This is a genomic window from Brevibacterium sp. MGP-B1 (assembly GCF_057766545.1).
Genome location: NZ_CM173407.1, coordinates 775,619 through 790,641, shown reverse-complemented (window position 1 = coordinate 790,641; position 15,023 = coordinate 775,619). Strand labels below are relative to the sequence as shown.

The window sequence follows — 15,023 nt, the reverse complement described above, 5'->3', positions numbered from 1 at the left end:
TATAGCCCCTAGCTTAATGGCAGGTGAGTACCTTCGAGGTCCACGGCGGTCAGGCCGAGCCACGCAGCCATCGTCATGAGCTCTTCCGTCAGCTCGGTGATGTGCTCCTCCCCCGGCTCCCATGTCACCTGGTGAGCACGCAGGATGCCCGCCGCCCGATCCCTGTGCAGGTCGACTCGCCCGACAAGGCGATCACCGAGGAGGAACGGAGTGACGTAGTAGCCGTGTACACGCTTGGCCGCCGGGGTGTAGATCTCGATGCGGTAGTGGAAGTCGAAGAGCCATTCGATGCGCGGCCGGTAGAAGACCAAGGGGTCGAACGGCGCCAGCAGCGCTCGAGCATTCACGGTGCGCGGGGTCCGAGCCTCATGCCATTTCAAGGCGGGGACACCTTCGACGTCGACTTCGCGCAGCTCTCCTGAGGCGATGAGTTCGGTGATGGCGGCGTCGGTCGGTGCCCGCCGCTGCCGAAAGTAGTCGGCGATGTCCTCGGACCGGGAGATCCCCAGGGCACGTGCCGCGATACGGGTGAGTTCGTAGACATTGTTCTCGACCCCGGATATTCCGCGTGGAAGCTCCGCATTCGGGTCCAGCCCCAGCCGAGGATCCTCCGGCGGCCCGTAGTTCAGTGGCAGCTGCGGCAGCTCGGGTGAGACGTCACGAGCCAGAGCATAGATGCGTTCGAAGTGATCGTTGCGTCCGGAGGCGCTGATGATTCCACCGGCGAACAGCGCTTCGAGGGCGACTTTCACCTGACTGGGATTCCAGCCCCAATGGCCACGGTGGACTTCCGGCAGATCGTGGTCGACCACCTCGGCGACTTCGCGTGCCGTCATCGGCCGGGTGGACAGGGCGGTGAGGACACCGGCCTGGAGGTTTCGGAACTCCTCCCCGGTCTCCGGGTGGCGCTGTCCGAAGTCGTTGCGCCACCATTCGCTGTGGGCGCGGGCGAAGTGCTTCCATGTCTGCGGCGGCACGAAGGCCGCGGCGTGTGCCCAGTACTCGACGCCCATGCGCGGCGAAGAGTAGAAGAGACGGTCGAGGGTCTCCCGCGGGTAGGGCCCCAGACGGGAGTAGAAGGGCAGATAGTGGGAGCGGACGACTCGGGCGACTGAGTCGATCTGGGTCAGTCCCAGAGTGGCGAAGACATTCTTGAGGTGTCGGGCGGTGACCTTCACCGGTCGCGGTCGGTCCAGTCCCGTAGCCGCGATCGCCGTCCTGCGGGCCGCGGCCCGTGTCATCCTCTGCATACCCCAACGCTATACCCCAATTACTACCTGACGGCGGCCCAGCAACCTCGCGCGAGGTTGCTGGGCCGCCGTCAGGTAGTAATTGGTCAGTCGATGGCTTCTTCGAGGTCGTGGTCGAGAGCGATGACTCCGTAGCTCCAACCCTTACGGCGATAGACGACGGACGGCTTGCTCGACTCTTCGTCGATGAACAGGTAGAAGTCGTGCCCGACGAGTTCCATTCTGTTCAGCGCCTCTTCGATGCCGATCGGTGAAGCGGTGAAGGTCTTCTCTCGCAGAACCACCGGCGAATCGCCTTCGGCCTTGATGCGACCATTCGTCTGATCGACGCTGTGGTCCGCTGCAGACTTCGCGTCGTCGGCGTCCGCATCGGGAACCATCGGTTCGGCCACCGGCATCTTCGCCAGCACCTCGGCAGTGGATTCCTTGCGGTGATGTCCCGACCGCGGCACCTTGTGCCGGTCTCTTGCTCGCCTCAGTCGTTCGACGAGCTTCGCCCATGCCAGATCGAGTGCCGCATATTTGTCGCTTGCCATGGCCTCTGCCCGAATTGCCGGCCCCTTCGCCACAACCGTGAGCTCGACCCGCTCGCTCGTCTCGGGCTGGCGGGAGTTCTTCTCGTGGGTGACATGCACTTCGACACGCTGAGCGCGAGGGGCAAGCTGCTCGACCTTGGCGATCTTGTCCTCGATGTGGGCTCGAAAGCTGTCGGAGATGGTCAGTTGACGGCCGTTGACAACAATGTCCATGATGTGTCCTTAGCGACTCGCTCGTCGGATTCATCCGATCCCATGCCCTTGGATGGGTAAACACCGTTATACAGTAAAGGGAGAGACAAATCGAGTGCCCCCGCGACCGAGACCGAGAACAGCTCCTACAGCGGGCCTGATCTGCACCGATGCTAGCAGACGTGCGCTTTCTGCCAAGGTTGCCCCGGTGGTGGAGAAGTCATCGATGAGCAGGTCCGTCGGCGCGGATTCGGTGCCCGACACGGGACGGACTTCCGAGATCTCAGCGATTCTCCTCCGGTCGAGATACTGGGTCCGCTGAGCATTCTGAGCCCGCTCGATCGCCCCGAGTCCGACCTGGTCACGCGATCGTTTCGCCGCGAGCACATCGTGGACTTCCAGAGGCAGCTCCGGCGACAGTTCCTTCGCCCGATTCGCCAAGGCGGCCGTATGCGATCCGCCTCGACGACGTCTAGCCCGATCCGAACTGGGCGCCGGAAAGAGTCGAATCGCCCCACCCGAGTAGCCGATGAGATCGAGGGCGGCGACGATCGAACGGGTCAGCGCCAAAGCCAAGGGATCGAGGATGTCACGGCGACCGTCGTCCTTGAAGCCGACGACCATCTTCGAGATCTGCGAGTTGTATTCGCAGACCCCGACGACCGGAATCGTGCCGTAGCGCGGTTCCATCGCCCGTGGGATCCCACCGAGCAGCTGCAGGCAGCGGGTGCACAGGGACACGTTCTCCCGCCCGCAGCCGGCGCACCGGCGAGGCAGGAGCAGTTCGCCGAACTCCCCGAGCAGCCCCATGGGAGCAATCTACTCCATGCCCAGCTCGGGGTGCCGGCGATGAGCCGCCTTCCAGAACAGCCGCCAACCGCCGCCCGACGGCTCAGCCGGGACGGGAAAGTCACCGTGGTTCAGCTGGGACAGGCAATGCTGTGCGGGTCAACCGGGGTAGGAGGGATCCTTCGCTTCGACGTCGACGAGTTTCTGCCAGGCGTTCGAGTTGTAGCTGTACAGCGCTCCATCGGCACCGGTGACCAGGATCGAGCGGCCGTCCACTCCACCGGCGATGCGGCTTCCGTCCGAGACCTCGCCGAGCTGTTCGGCAGGGCCGGTGACTCCGATGCGGAACGGCTGCGCTGATTCGCCTTCTTCTGCGGCCAGAGCCACGAGAGACGTCGACCCTGCCCATGAGACGTCCTTGATCTCGTGGAAGTTCGCACCCACTTCGATCGGTGTTTCGGAGACATGCCCGGACGGATTGCCCGCCTTGTCCCTGGGGATGCCGACCACATCGACGCGATCCGGTTCCCCTTTGTGGCGACTGAGCAGCGCGACACGAGTGCCGTCTCGGGAGACCTCGATATCAATGAGCTGCCGACCGTTGAGGAAATCGGCGGCGACGGTGGAGGATTTGCCGTCGCGACCGACGGCCTTGAGCTCGCCCTTGTTCTCAGCCTCACCCGTCCATGTCGTGTTGAAGCGATCGATGCTGGGGCGCACGAGCTTCTTGCCTTTGAGGATCGGAGTGGCGTCGACGGCGTCGGATTTCAACCGCATGAGCTGCTTGCCGTCATCGGCCAGATAGACGTAGAGAGAGTCATCCAATGACACCGCGGGATCGCTCGCCTTCGCCTTCTTCAGATTCGGACTGTTCTCGACCTTGGCCACGGTGGTGCCCGAAACCCGAGAGAGGTGATCGTCGGCGAGAACCACGGGTGGCCCGTCCACCTGGACCGACGTATCGGTCTTCGGCTGCAGACTGGCCGGAACCGCCTGCCCGCCGATGCTCAGATCGATCGCCGAGATCGAGGGAATGACCTGCAAGGTGGTAGCGATCTGCTGACGGATCAGTCCCTTCTCGCGGTCGGACGGGGCCGGGTTCTGCGGTCCCAGCGCCACATGAGCGACGCCGTTCTCGATCGTCACCACGTTCGAATCCGAATCGCTGAGCTTGGCACCATCGGGAATCGACGTGATCACCGCTCCCGAGAGGTAGGGGGCGGGACCGCTGAGCAGCTCATTCATCAGCACCGTCGGAGTCGAGGAGGACCGGAGGAACCAACGGGAGTCAGGGACGAGATACGAATAGTCGGAGGTGAAGAACTGCAGCGAATAGTTGAGGAAGATCGTCTGGAAGTCGGTCTGGCTGATGAGCAGCCCGTCCGGCGCCGAGGAGATCCTCCACTCCCCGTTCTCTTGCCGCAGCGAGAATTCCATGGTGGACCGGGTGCCCGGTTCGGTGGAGTTGTACACTCCGGAGGAGTCGACGAGACCGACGACCGGCGGCGAGATGCTCATCGTCTTCTGATCGGAGGTGGTTCCGACGTTCAAGGAATCGAGATCTGTGCCGTTGGGCAGCACCGACACCGATTCCTGCGGGCTCCATTTCTGTGCCTCACCCTCGGTGAGGAATGACCGGGCCACGGAGAAATTATTGCCGGCGCCCGCTCCTGCCCGGAGGAACCCGCGCACGATGTCCGATGGGCTGTCCCCGGGTTCGGGACCGTCGGGGATCCGCGCGTTGTTCGCACCCGCATCGCCCGAGTCGTCTTCGATATGGCCGACAGGTGATGACGTCGGGATCGACGAGCAGCCGACGAGGGCCAAGGCCGTGAACACGGAGACCAGCATGGTCTTCACTCGCAGCGCTCTGGGTTTCGTGCGCATCATGACCGTCCTCCTTCTCCGTCGTCCATGCCGTCACCGTCCAGGTCCGGATCGCCGACGTCCGTGGACCGCGGCCCAGCCTCGGCGGTGCCTGTCTCGGAGCCGTCGGCAGCGGCGCTGTCCGACTCGTCTGCGGCGGGCTCACCGGCCGAGACCGATTCAAAGGCAGTCGTGGTCGTCTCGGGTGATGACGACTGCGGGGCCGCCTCGGCGACGGATTCGTGGTCATCCTCGAGCATCTCCGGCTCGGTTTCGACGACGATCGGGATCGATCCGGTCTGGATGCGGACGGAGCCGTCCGAGGACAGCGGTCCCGCCACGAGCGCGGAACCGCGGATCTGCGCATCGCGAGGCGGCAGAGGCAGAGGTGAGGAGGTGATCTCCTGATCGGGGCGCCGGGGAATCGTCAGCCGGAAGCACGACCCTTCGCCGAGTTTGCCCCAGACCTGCAGCCAGCCGTTGTGCAGGTGCGCGTCCTCGAGCGAGATCGCCAGGCCCAGACCCGACCCGCCGAGGGTGCGCTTGCGAGCCGGATCGGCACGCCAGAACCGGTCGAAGACGTGCTCGACCTGCTCTTCGTTCATGCCGACTCCGTGGTCGCGCACGCTCACAGCCACCGCCTCGGCGTTGGAGGCGACATAGACGTCGACGGGGTTGTTCTCACCGTGCTCGATGGCGTTGACGACGAGATTGCGCACGATGCGCGTGATCCGCACCCGGTCGACCTCGGCCATGACCGGTGAGGACGGAGCGTGGACGACGATGGCTGTCGACATCTGTTCGGCCACCATCGACACGGTCTCGATCACCGAGGTCACGATCGCGCCGATATCGACGGGTTTGGGCACCAGCGCCGCGGCACCGGCATCGTAGCGGGAGATCTCGAGCAGGTCGGAGAGCAGGTTGTCGAACCGTTCTGCCTGCGAGTTGAGCAGTTCCGCACTGCGCGCGGTGACGGCGTCGAGGTCGTCACGGGAATCGTAGATGAGGTCCGCAGCGGCACGGATCGTCGTCAGCGGTGTCCGCAGTTCGTGGGAGACGTCGGAGACGAACTGCCGCTGCAGCACCGACAGCCGTTCCATCTGCTCGATCTGGTGTTGGAGGGTGTCGGCCATATCGTTGAAGCTCTCACCGAGGACGGCGATCTCATCGTTGCCGTGGACGGGCATGCGTTCGTCGAGGTCACCATCGGCGATGAGCCGGGCCACCTCGGCCCCGGTGCGCACCGGGGTGACGACGAGTCGGGTGACGATCCAGGCGACGGCACCGACGAGGACGACGAGGACGAGGGCGGCGACGAACATCGAGCGCTGCACGAAGTTGAGCGTGTCCTGCTGTTCGCTGAGATCTCCGAGGTAGTAGAGCTGGAACTGGCCGGCGCCCGGGATCTGCAGCTCCTGGGTGATGAGCAGACCCGGTCCGGTCCCGTCGGGCAGGCTCACCGACTGGTAGAGCTTGTCGTCGGTCGGAGCCTTGCGGATGGCCTCGCGGAGTTCATCGGAGACGGGCACCTGCGAGGCCTCACCGTCCTCGTTCGACCCACCGGCGGTGATCGTCGAGAACGATGAGTTCGGGTCCTTCGGCTGCAGGGTCAGCGAATACACCGACCCGGCCGAACGGTTGTAGATCGAAGACAGCTGCGAACTCAGCGTGTCCTGGGTGACCGCCTGCCCGTCGACGGGTGCCAGGGAGCGCAGCTCGGCCAGGATCGACCGAGTCTGAGAGGACAGGGAATCCAGGCGGGTGTCGAAGAGACCGCGGGCGATCTGCTGGGACATATAGGTTCCGACGCCGAAGATCGCCACCGAAGTGAGCACGATCGTGAGCACGACGATGCGGACCTGCAGGGAGTGGCTGAACGATCGGAGGATGAAGTTCCAGAACGTCTTCAGTGCCGAGGCCGCGGTGCGGACGGGTCCGTCCGCGGCTGACTCGGAGGTCACGCGGCTCGGCCGGCCTTATAGCCGACGCCGCGGACGGTGACGATGATGTCCGGCTTCTCCGGATCGCGTTCGATCTTCGACCGCAGACGCTGCACGTGGACATTGACCAGTCGGGTGTCGGCGGCATGACGGTAGCCCCACACCTCTTCGAGCAGGGTCTCGCGGGAGAACACCTGCCACGGCTTGCGGGCCAGGGCGACGAGGAGGTCGAATTCGAGAGGGGTCAGCGACACCGGTGATCCGCCCTTGGTCACTGTGTGTCCGGCGACGTCGACGACGACGTCGCCGACGGTCAGCAGCTCGGGGGCCTGCGGTTCGGAGATCCGCAGCCGAGCGCGGACACGGGCGATGAGCTCCTTGGGCTTGAACGGCTTCGGCACATAGTCGTCGGCACCGGATTCGAGGCCGAGGACGACATCGACGGTGTCGGACTTCGCCGTGAGCATGATGATCGGCACCGAGGAGATCTCACGGATCTCCCGGCAGACTTCGAGTCCGTCCTTGCCGGGCAGCATGAGGTCGAGGAGCACGAGGTCCGGATTGACCTTCTGGAATTCTTCGAAGGCCTGGTCTCCGGTGGCGCAGAAGAAGGGCTCGAAGCCTTCGCTTTTGAGCACAATTCCGATCATTTCGGCCAAAGCCGTGTCATCATCAACTACGAGGATTCGAGCGTTCATGCTCCCATTGTCCCTTATGTTCGCGTGTTCTTCGGTTCTCGACACTCCTAGCCTATCGGGCGTTGTCGACTGCCTCATGCATCGGATCCGCCGACAGTGGTGACCGACGGTTCAGATGCAGCCCCGCACGGCCCCCTGCAGCGGGCCATTCACTACTCGAGGCGGACCGCCGGAACGGTCTTCCCGACCTCCCTCCCGACAGTCCCTCAGACCACCCCCGAACCTCCCCCCGGGCCGTGCCCCGACGGCAAGGACCGACAGAGCCGACGCGCACCGAATCCGACAGGGAGGCCTCTCGGCACTCGCCGGCGAATCATGGCAGGATTGGCGTGATGGGACAGACGAATGCATGGACCTCGGAGGTCGACTGGCACACCGGCCGGTGGCAGCGGCGTTCACCGTCCCCGCCCTCCCGCGGCTGGCAGCCGCCTCCCCCACGTGGTCTCCTGCCCAAACGTCCGCTGACTTTCATCGAGGCACTGGATTCGGGATTCCGCCTGCTGCGTTTCGTCCCGACTCTGTCCATCGGCTCTTCTCTCATCGTCTTCTCCCTCTGGAGCCTGCTGCTCGCCGCGATCGGCGCCCTCATCGCAGTGCAGTTCCTGCCGTTCTTCAACGACCTCAGCGGCAATGAGGATGCCGCCTCCGGTTTCATCGCCCTGGCCCAGCTGGGTTCGGTGGCCTTGAGCCTACTCAGCCTCGGTTTGGCCCATCTGCTCTCCGGCATCATCGCCACCGGCACCCGCGCCTCCTTCGGCGCCCGCAGGACGACCCTGTCGATGGCGTGGAAGTCCCTGTCCGGTCGCCGCTGGCGCCTCGTCCTGGCCACCCTGCTGATGAGTGGGATCAACCTCGGCCTGCTGCTGGCCCTCACCGCCCCGACGCTGCTGTTCCTGGGCGCCGATTCGGCGATCCTCGCCTTCGTCTGGGCCGCATTGGCCGCCCTGCTGTGGTTCGTCGCGCTCATCTGGGTCAACCTGCGCCTGGCGTTCCTGGGTTCGGCGATCGCGGTCGAGGACCTGGGCGTCCGTGCCGGAATCCGTCGTTCCTGGAAACTGACCGGACGCGGCTTCTGGCGGATGCTCGGGCAGCTGGCGCTCGGCTACTTCCTGTCCAATCAGCTCGTCCAGCTCATTATCACCCCGATCGTCTTCATCATCTCGGTGCTCCTGGGCGTCGGCATGACGACGACCACCGAGTCGACGACGGCGCAGGCGGCCATCGCCATCGTCTCAGTGGGTCTGCTGCTCGCGCTCACGCTCATCTCCTCCGCCGTCCTCTTCGCCTATTTCGCCTGCCTGGTCACGGTCTGCTTCTTCGATCAGCAGATGCGCTCGGAGGGGCTCGACCTCGTCCTCATCCGCGCCGAGGAGGACCGATGATCCTCTCCCCCATCACCGAGGCGGCCGGCCACCTCCACACCGCCGCATCCTCCCTGCCGGGCGCGGCACAGCTTCGCGTCGCCTCGGCGAACATCGACCGGGACACCGGCCGCGAATGGGTCGAGCACGAACTCTCGAAACCGGAATACGCCGCCAACGACCTCACCCCCTTGGAACGGATCGGCCGGTGGCTGTCCTCCCTGTGGGATTCGCTCGTCAATGCCGCCTTGGGCGCGAACTCCCCGTGGCTGCTCATCGTCGTCGTCCTCGGCCTCGCCGCGATCGTCGCCTTCATCGTCTGGCGCGTGCGTCGGGCCGGATTCCGCCGTGTCGGCGTCCCGCTGTCCGCATTCGATCCTGTAGTCTCCCAGCCCGAACCGGGCCCGTGGCGCGAGAGCGCGGCCCGGGCCGCGCAGGCCGGGGACTTCGAGACCGCGGTCATCGACGAATCCCGTGCGATCTTCGCGGTCCTGTCCGTCAAGCAGATCGTCTCGCTCGAGTCCTCGGCCACTGCGAGTGAGATCGCCCGTTCCACCGAGGCGGCCCTGCCCGAGCACGGACCCGCCGTCCACTGGGTGGCCGAGGTCTTCAACGACCTCCGCTACGGGGAGGCGACCGCGGCGAAGACGCGTGCCGACCGCAGCCTCGGCGAGGTCTATGCGGATCTGTGCGCACTCGACCGGACGCTGAGCGCACTGCCGGTCCGCCGGGAGGCAGCTGTATGAGCGCACAGTTGGATGTCGCCGCCCGCGGCACCCGGTCGACCTCGCGGGTTCCGCTGCGCGCTCGGCTGCGGTCGGCTGCGGTATGGATCGTCGCGGCCTTCGTCATCCTCGTCACCGTGATCGTGCTCGTGCTGCTGACCGGCGACGAGGAGTCCGCAGAGCCCCTGCACTATGACTCGACGGAGCGCACCGGCACGAAGGCCCTCGTCGAGACCCTGCGCGCCCATGACGTCGATGTCACCACCACGGAGGATCAGGAGCAGGCCCGCTCGGCCGCCGCCCGACCCGGCACCACCCTGCTCATTCCCGCGAACACCGCGGCTCTGTCACCCGGGGACATCGCCGGCCTCGAGTACGCTCTGCGCACCCACGGCAACCGGCTCGTCCTCGTCGATCCCGGTCCGACTGTGTCGGAGTTCACCGACCGGATCACCGTCAACGACAACCTCAGCCCATTGGCCGATCCGGAGGCCACGTCCGCACCGTCCTGCGACTCACCGATCGCCCGCAGCGCCGGTGCCGTGACCACCGGCGAGGTCGAATACGCGGAGGCGAAGAAGGGCACCGAGGGGATCACCGCCTGCTACCCGTTCACCGGCCCCGGGGTCGCTGAGATCGACGGCACCGAGGTGGCCCCCGGGTCTGCGCGCGGACAGTTCGTCACCGATTCGGGCGGTTCCGTGCCGCTGACCGTGCTCGGCAACCCCGACTGGGTGACCAATGAGACCATCGACGAAGAAGGCAACGCCTCCCTCGTGCTCTCGCAGCTGTCCCAGACGCAGAACCTCGTCGTCTACTATCCGACCGTCGACGGTTCGGGACAGGAGCAGTCGCCTCCGTCGACGATCGATTTCGTGCCCGGCTGGTTCCTCGCCGGAATCCTGTGGCTGGCCCCCTGCGTGCTCGTCCTGCTGCTCGTCATCGGGCGCCGGTTCGGGCCGCTGGCTCTCGAACGTCTGCCGGTCATCGTGCCGGCTGTCGAGACCGTGCACGGCCGGGCGGCCCTGAGCTCACGCAGCCACGATCGCGACGGGGCTCTGCACACTCTGCGGGCCGGAGCTCTGCTGCGCATCGCCAAACGACTTGGTCTCAGCCCCGATGCCCGGACCCCCGACATCATCACTCGCATCGCAGCAGTCACCGGGGCCGATCCGGGCCGACTTCACCATGTCTTCGTCTCCGCGTCGGCGCACACCGACGCCGAACTCACCGAACTCGTCCATCAGCTCACCCAGATCGAAAGTGAGATCCCATGACCCAGCCGCCCCAGGGCCCCACGAATCCTCAGGAACCGGTTGCCTCTCAGCCTCCGGCCGCACCACGACCCCAGGAGCTGGTCGCGCCGCAGACCCCCGCCGCGGACAGCGCGCAGGCTGAGCCGGACCCGCTCCGGGAGGCGTTCACCGGTGTGCGCACCGAGATCGCCAAGGCCGTCGTCGGCCAGGACCAGGCAGTGACGGGAATGCTCATCGCACTGCTGTGCCAAGGTCACGTGCTTCTCGAAGGGGTTCCCGGTGTGGCGAAGACTCTGCTCGTGCGCAGCTTCGCCGCCGCGGTCAGCCTGGACAGCTCCCGTGTGCAGTTCACTCCCGACCTCATGCCCAGCGATGTCACCGGTTCGCTGGTCTACGACGCGTCCGCCTCGGACTTCTCATTCCGTCCCGGCCCGGTGTTCACGAACATCCTCATCGCCGATGAGATCAACCGCACCCCGCCGAAGACCCAGTCGGCCCTGCTCGAGGCGATGGAGGAGCATCAGGTGTCCGTCGGGGGACGCTCACGGAAGCTGCCCGAACCGTTCCTCGTCGCAGCCACCCAGAACCCCGTCGAATACGAAGGCACCTATCCGCTCCCGGAGGCTCAGCTCGACCGGTTCCTCTTCAAGCTCGTCCTCGACCTGCCCGAGCGGGATCACGAATTCGAGATCCTCGACCGTCATGCCCGGGGCTTCGACGCCGGATCCCTGGCCGCGGCAGGTCTGCGTCCGGTCGCCGATGCCGAACTCATCGGTCGGGCCCGCGAAGCCATCGCGAAGATCTACATCGCCCCGCAGATCATCACCTATATCGTCGACCTCGCCCGCGCCACCCGCCAGACCCCGTCCCTGGCCCTGGGCGTCTCACCTCGCGGGGCGACGAGGGTGCTCGGAGCCGCCCGCGCTCATGCCTGGCTGAGCGGTCGCCACTATGTCACCCCCGATGACGTCAAGGCCCTGGCCCATATGTCGCTGTCACACCGGGTCATCCTGCGCCCCGAGGCGCAGATGGACGGTCTGGACGTCGGTCAGGTCCTCGATTCGATCATCGCCACGACCGAAGTGCCCCGCTGAATGACCACCCGACTGTTCCTGCTCACCCTTCTCGGCCTCGTGCCCGTCATGCTGGTGCCCACCTGGCCGACGGCCCTGATCGTGGCCGGGGTGATCGTCCTGGCAGCGGTCCTCGACTTCTTTATCGTCCCCCGGATCCACGGTTTGGAAGTTCAGCGCACACCGGGACCGATGGTCCGCCTCGGCGACAGCACCCACAGCACGCTGACTCTCGTCAATGGGACCAACCGCCGGCTGCGCCTCCACGTCCGCGACGCCTGGGCACCGAGTGCCGGGGCGGTCGAGACCCGTTCTCGTCACGTGCTGGAACCGGGCGAGCAGACAGAGGTGATCACCGAGCTGGAGCCGTCGCGACGAGGCGCACTGCCCGGCGATCTGGTGACCGTGCGCAGTCGCAGCGGGCTCGGGCTGATCCATCGGCAGAAGAGCATCGATGTTCCCGCCTCTGTGCGTGTTCTGCCGCCTTTCGTGTCCCGGCGGGAGCTGCCGTCGAAGACGCAGAAGCTGCGGGAGCTCGAGGGTCGGTCGGCGGTGATGATCCGCGGAATGGGTACGGAATTCGATTCGCTGCGCGACTATGTCGACGGTGACGATGTCCGGTCGATCGACTGGCGGGCCAGCGCCCGCGCGCAGAACCTCGTGGTCAAGACCTGGCGGCCGGAGAAAGATCGTCGCGTCGTCATCGTCGTCGATTCCTCCCGGTTCGCTGCTCGCCGCTGTGGTGAGGGAACGGTCTTCGACGCCGCTCTCGAGGCGTCGCTGCTGCTGACGGCTCTGGCCACAGGTGCCGGCGATCGGGTCGATGTCATCGTCGCCGATGCCCGGGTGCGGGCCGTCGCGTCGAGCCATCGGGCTCACGATCCGGTCCATGACCTGTCGGTGGCGCTGACGCCCGTGTACCCGGAGCTCTACGAGGCGAACTGGGAGTCGATCGCCGCTGCGGTTCTGCAGACCTCCCGGCAGCAGGCGCTCGTCGTCTTGGTCACTCAGCTCGACGAGGCGACAATCGCCGAGGACATCCTGCCCGTGCTGCCGACTCTCACGACTCACCACAGGGTCGTCGTCGCCGGAGTCGAAGATCCCGCACTTGAGGACCTGGCTGCCCGGCGCGGCGACGTCGACGACGTCTATACGGCGGCGGCCGCCGAGGCCGAGAGGCTCGCGACGGCGTCACTGCAGTCTCGGCTGCGCGGGCTCGGCATCTCCTCCGTCCAGGCTCTGCCGGAGAAGCTTCCCGGAGCGTTGGCCGATCTCTACATCCGACTCAAGGTCACCGGCGGACTGTGACCGCGACCCCGATCAGCGGTCGGTGGAGATGACCGAGTATCCGGCCTGATGCTCGTCGAGATCGGCACTGAGTCCGGCTGCGGCGGCGCGCTTGCCGAAGTACCACGCGTAGACGACGACCGCCGCGGTATAGGCGACTCCGATGGCGATCTTGACCGCCGGCGGAATCGGATTCGGAGTCACGAAGCCCTCGATGAGCCCCGAACCGAACAGCAGCAGCACGAGACCACCGGCGACGACGAGCAGCGACCGAGCCTCGGCCGCGAGCTTGTCACGGCGCAGCCTGGGGCCCGGCACCACCCAGGCGAAGAAGAGACGCAGACCCGCGGCAGCGGCGAGGATGATGCAGCTGATCTCCGGGATCCCGTGCGGAAGGATGTAGAGGAAGAAGTCGGAGGCCCGGTCGAACTCGAACATCATCGCCCCGGAGAAGCCGACGTTGACGGCATTCGAGAACAGTCCGACGATGACATATCCGCCGGTGATGCCGAGGAGGACGAACTGGACGGCGATCCACGCGTTGTTCGTCCACACGCCGACGGCGAAGAAGCCGTTCGGGTTCTCTTTGTAGTAGTCGACGAAATCATGTTCGGCGAACTGCCGTCGGAACTCTCGATCCCCGAAGGTCTCGAGCACTTCCGGGTGCGTTCCCGCCCAGATGCCCGACAGAACGGCGACGGCGAGGAATCCGGCAGCCACGATGACGAAGTCCCACCGCAGCCGGTACAGCGACAGCGGCAGACTGATGACGAAGAACCGTGCGAGCCCCGACAGTCCTCCGCTGGGCACGGACGAGAGATGGTTGCGGGAGCGGTGGACGATCGACGAGAGCCGAGCGGCCTCGAGAGAGTCGGGGGCCACCGTCGTGATCCGCGACAGATCCTTCGACGCAGTCCGGTAGAGCTCGAGGAAACGGGTCGTCTGCTCGGGTGTCAGCGTGTTCTTCTTCGCCAATGCCGAGAGCTCCAGCCAGTCATCGCCGTGCAGCTGGGCCAGCAGGTTCGGATCCATCCCTCCACCCTATCGGAGACGACGCCTCGGCACCTCCGATTCAGCGAGAGGCACACGGCAAGCTCTCGGCGAAACGACCACCTCCGAACGCGGCAATATGACACGATGGTCGGGTGAGTACTCTGATCACCGGTGAAGCCGTCGAACTCAATGTCCAACCGGCCGCTCTCGCGGCGCGGGCATTGAGCTGTCTCATCGACTACATCGTCTACTCGCTGGTGAATATCGGTCTGCTCATCGCCATGTTCTGGCTCATGCTCAAGGTGCTCGATCTCAACGGACTGCTCCTCGGCTCACTCATGACCGTGATGACGATCTTCGTGTTCGTGCTGCTGCCGATGCTCGTCGAAGTGCTCAGCCACGGTCGTTCGCTGGGCAAGCTCATCCTCGGACTGCGCGTGGTTCGCGACGACGGCGGTGCGGTGCGGCTGCGCCATTCCTTCATCCGCGCTCTGCTGTGGCCGTTCGAGATCGTGTCCAGCGGCGGCGGCATCGCGGCTCTGTCCGGTCTGCTCTCACCGCAGGCCAAGCGCCTCGGCGACTATCTGGCAGGGACCATCGCCGTCAGCGAACGCAGCCGACCTCTGCCGCCCATGCATAACCATGTGGCCCCTCATCTGCACGAATGGTTGAACAGCACCGACGTGACAGCGATCCCCGATGGTCTGCATCGGCGCATCGTCGCCTTCCTCGCCATGGCGCCCCAGCTCGGTGCGGAGTCGAGGTGGCAGCGAGCGATCGAGCTCGCCACCGAGCTCAATCCCTATGTGGCTCCGGCCCCGCCGGAGGGAACGTTTCCCGAACAGTTCCTGTCCGCGGTCATCCATCGGCAGCGCATCGCCGAAGTCGAGAAACAGCGCCGTCGGAGCGACCGTGCGGACGCTTTCCGGTCCGCAGTCGACACGCTCCCGCACGGCCTCAGCCTCACCCGCCGCTGACGACGCAGTCTGACTGCCCGCGGTCGGCGACGCGGCTCGACTGTTCGCCGCTGACGACGCGGCTCGACTGCCCTCGG

13 protein-coding genes are annotated in these 15,023 nt (G+C 65.8%); 6 read left to right on the top strand and 7 right to left on the bottom strand.

Features of this window, described 5'->3' with window-relative positions:
• Positions 1-8: 8 nt before the first annotated feature.
• The 6 genes from AC3CD9_RS03580 to mtrA form a co-directional block, all read right to left on the bottom strand.
• On the bottom strand, positions 9-1,250 hold the full coding sequence (locus AC3CD9_RS03580; protein WP_488366331.1) for a winged helix-turn-helix domain-containing protein: 1,242 nt from the start codon (positions 1,248-1,250) through the stop codon (positions 9-11).
• A gap of 86 nt (positions 1,251-1,336) precedes the next feature.
• Positions 1,337-1,999 carry a ribosome hibernation-promoting factor, HPF/YfiA family gene (gene hpf, locus AC3CD9_RS03575; protein WP_488366330.1) on the bottom strand — a complete coding sequence of 221 codons (663 nt, stop codon included), beginning with the start codon at positions 1,997-1,999 and terminating at the stop codon, positions 1,337-1,339.
• Positions 2,000-2,065: 66 nt separating this feature from the next.
• Positions 2,066-2,788, bottom strand: a complete 723-nt coding sequence (locus AC3CD9_RS03570; RefSeq protein WP_488366329.1) for a ComF family protein — start codon at positions 2,786-2,788, stop codon at positions 2,066-2,068.
• 138 nt (positions 2,789-2,926) lie between these two features.
• Positions 2,927-4,657 carry an LpqB family beta-propeller domain-containing protein gene (locus AC3CD9_RS03565; protein ID WP_488366328.1) on the bottom strand — a complete coding sequence of 577 codons (1,731 nt, stop codon included), beginning with the start codon at positions 4,655-4,657 and terminating at the stop codon, positions 2,927-2,929.
• A complete protein-coding gene (gene mtrB, locus AC3CD9_RS03560) occupies positions 4,654-6,597 on the bottom strand; it encodes an MtrAB system histidine kinase MtrB (RefSeq protein WP_488366327.1) in 1,944 nt (647 codons plus the stop codon). The genes AC3CD9_RS03565 and mtrB overlap by 4 nt, the downstream gene beginning before the upstream one ends.
• Positions 6,594-7,274, bottom strand: a complete 681-nt coding sequence (mtrA, locus tag AC3CD9_RS03555; RefSeq protein ID WP_062861422.1) for an MtrAB system response regulator MtrA — start codon at positions 7,272-7,274, stop codon at positions 6,594-6,596. Before mtrA ends, mtrB begins: the two co-directional genes overlap by 4 nt.
• A 332-nt stretch (positions 7,275-7,606) precedes the next feature.
• On the opposite strand from mtrA, the gene AC3CD9_RS03550 reads away from it, so the two are divergent.
• From AC3CD9_RS03550 to AC3CD9_RS03530, 5 genes are read left to right on the top strand one after another with little or no spacing between them, the layout of a single operon-like run.
• On the top strand, positions 7,607-8,656 hold the full coding sequence (locus AC3CD9_RS03550; RefSeq protein ID WP_488366326.1) for a DUF7847 domain-containing protein: 1,050 nt from the start codon (positions 7,607-7,609) through the stop codon (positions 8,654-8,656).
• Positions 8,653-9,381, top strand: coding sequence for a DUF4129 domain-containing protein (locus tag AC3CD9_RS03545; RefSeq protein ID WP_488366325.1), 729 nt, complete (start codon positions 8,653-8,655; stop codon positions 9,379-9,381). The genes AC3CD9_RS03550 and AC3CD9_RS03545 overlap by 4 nt, the downstream gene beginning before the upstream one ends.
• Positions 9,378-10,637: a DUF4350 domain-containing protein gene (locus AC3CD9_RS03540; protein WP_488366324.1), complete on the top strand. Its 1,260-nt coding sequence runs from the start codon at positions 9,378-9,380 to the stop codon at positions 10,635-10,637. Before AC3CD9_RS03545 ends, AC3CD9_RS03540 begins: the two co-directional genes overlap by 4 nt.
• On the top strand, positions 10,634-11,710 hold the full coding sequence (locus AC3CD9_RS03535) for an AAA family ATPase (RefSeq protein WP_488366323.1): 1,077 nt from the start codon (positions 10,634-10,636) through the stop codon (positions 11,708-11,710). Before AC3CD9_RS03540 ends, AC3CD9_RS03535 begins: the two co-directional genes overlap by 4 nt.
• The gene (locus AC3CD9_RS03530) at positions 11,711-12,997 is read left to right on the top strand and encodes a DUF58 domain-containing protein (protein WP_488366322.1); all 1,287 of its coding nucleotides are present in this window, start codon (positions 11,711-11,713) and stop codon (positions 12,995-12,997) included.
• 12 nt (positions 12,998-13,009) lie between these two features.
• Here AC3CD9_RS03530 and AC3CD9_RS03525 read toward each other — a convergent pair whose 3' ends face one another.
• Positions 13,010-14,008: a stage II sporulation protein M gene (locus AC3CD9_RS03525; protein ID WP_488366321.1), complete on the bottom strand. Its 999-nt coding sequence runs from the start codon at positions 14,006-14,008 to the stop codon at positions 13,010-13,012.
• 113 nt (positions 14,009-14,121) lie between these two features.
• Here AC3CD9_RS03525 and AC3CD9_RS03520 point away from each other — a divergent pair, with 113 nt between their 5' ends.
• The gene (locus AC3CD9_RS03520; protein ID WP_488366319.1) at positions 14,122-14,946 is read left to right on the top strand and encodes an RDD family protein; all 825 of its coding nucleotides are present in this window, start codon (positions 14,122-14,124) and stop codon (positions 14,944-14,946) included.
• Positions 14,947-15,023 lie beyond the last annotated feature (77 nt).

Bases quoted from the DNA above. Each gene is read 5' to 3' on its own strand.
- AC3CD9_RS03580 (WP_488366331.1), bottom strand. From the start codon at position 1,250: ATGCAGAGGATGACACGGGCCGCGGCCCGCAGGACGGCGATCGCGGCT.
- hpf (WP_488366330.1), bottom strand. From the start codon at position 1,999: ATGGACATTGTTGTCAACGGCCGTCAACTGACCATCTCCGACAGCTTT.
- AC3CD9_RS03570 (WP_488366329.1), bottom strand. From the start codon at position 2,788: ATGGGGCTGCTCGGGGAGTTCGGCGAACTGCTCCTGCCTCGCCGGTGC.
- AC3CD9_RS03565 (WP_488366328.1), bottom strand. From the start codon at position 4,657: ATGATGCGCACGAAACCCAGAGCGCTGCGAGTGAAGACCATGCTGGTC.
- mtrA (WP_062861422.1), bottom strand. From the start codon at position 7,274: ATGAACGCTCGAATCCTCGTAGTTGATGATGACACGGCTTTGGCCGAA.
- AC3CD9_RS03550 (WP_488366326.1), top strand. From the start codon at position 7,607: ATGGGACAGACGAATGCATGGACCTCGGAGGTCGACTGGCACACCGGC.
- AC3CD9_RS03545 (WP_488366325.1), top strand. From the start codon at position 8,653: ATGATCCTCTCCCCCATCACCGAGGCGGCCGGCCACCTCCACACCGCC.
- AC3CD9_RS03540 (WP_488366324.1), top strand. From the start codon at position 9,378: ATGAGCGCACAGTTGGATGTCGCCGCCCGCGGCACCCGGTCGACCTCG.
- AC3CD9_RS03535 (WP_488366323.1), top strand. From the start codon at position 10,634: ATGACCCAGCCGCCCCAGGGCCCCACGAATCCTCAGGAACCGGTTGCC.
- AC3CD9_RS03530 (WP_488366322.1), top strand. From the start codon at position 11,711: ATGACCACCCGACTGTTCCTGCTCACCCTTCTCGGCCTCGTGCCCGTC.
- AC3CD9_RS03525 (WP_488366321.1), bottom strand. From the start codon at position 14,008: ATGGATCCGAACCTGCTGGCCCAGCTGCACGGCGATGACTGGCTGGAG.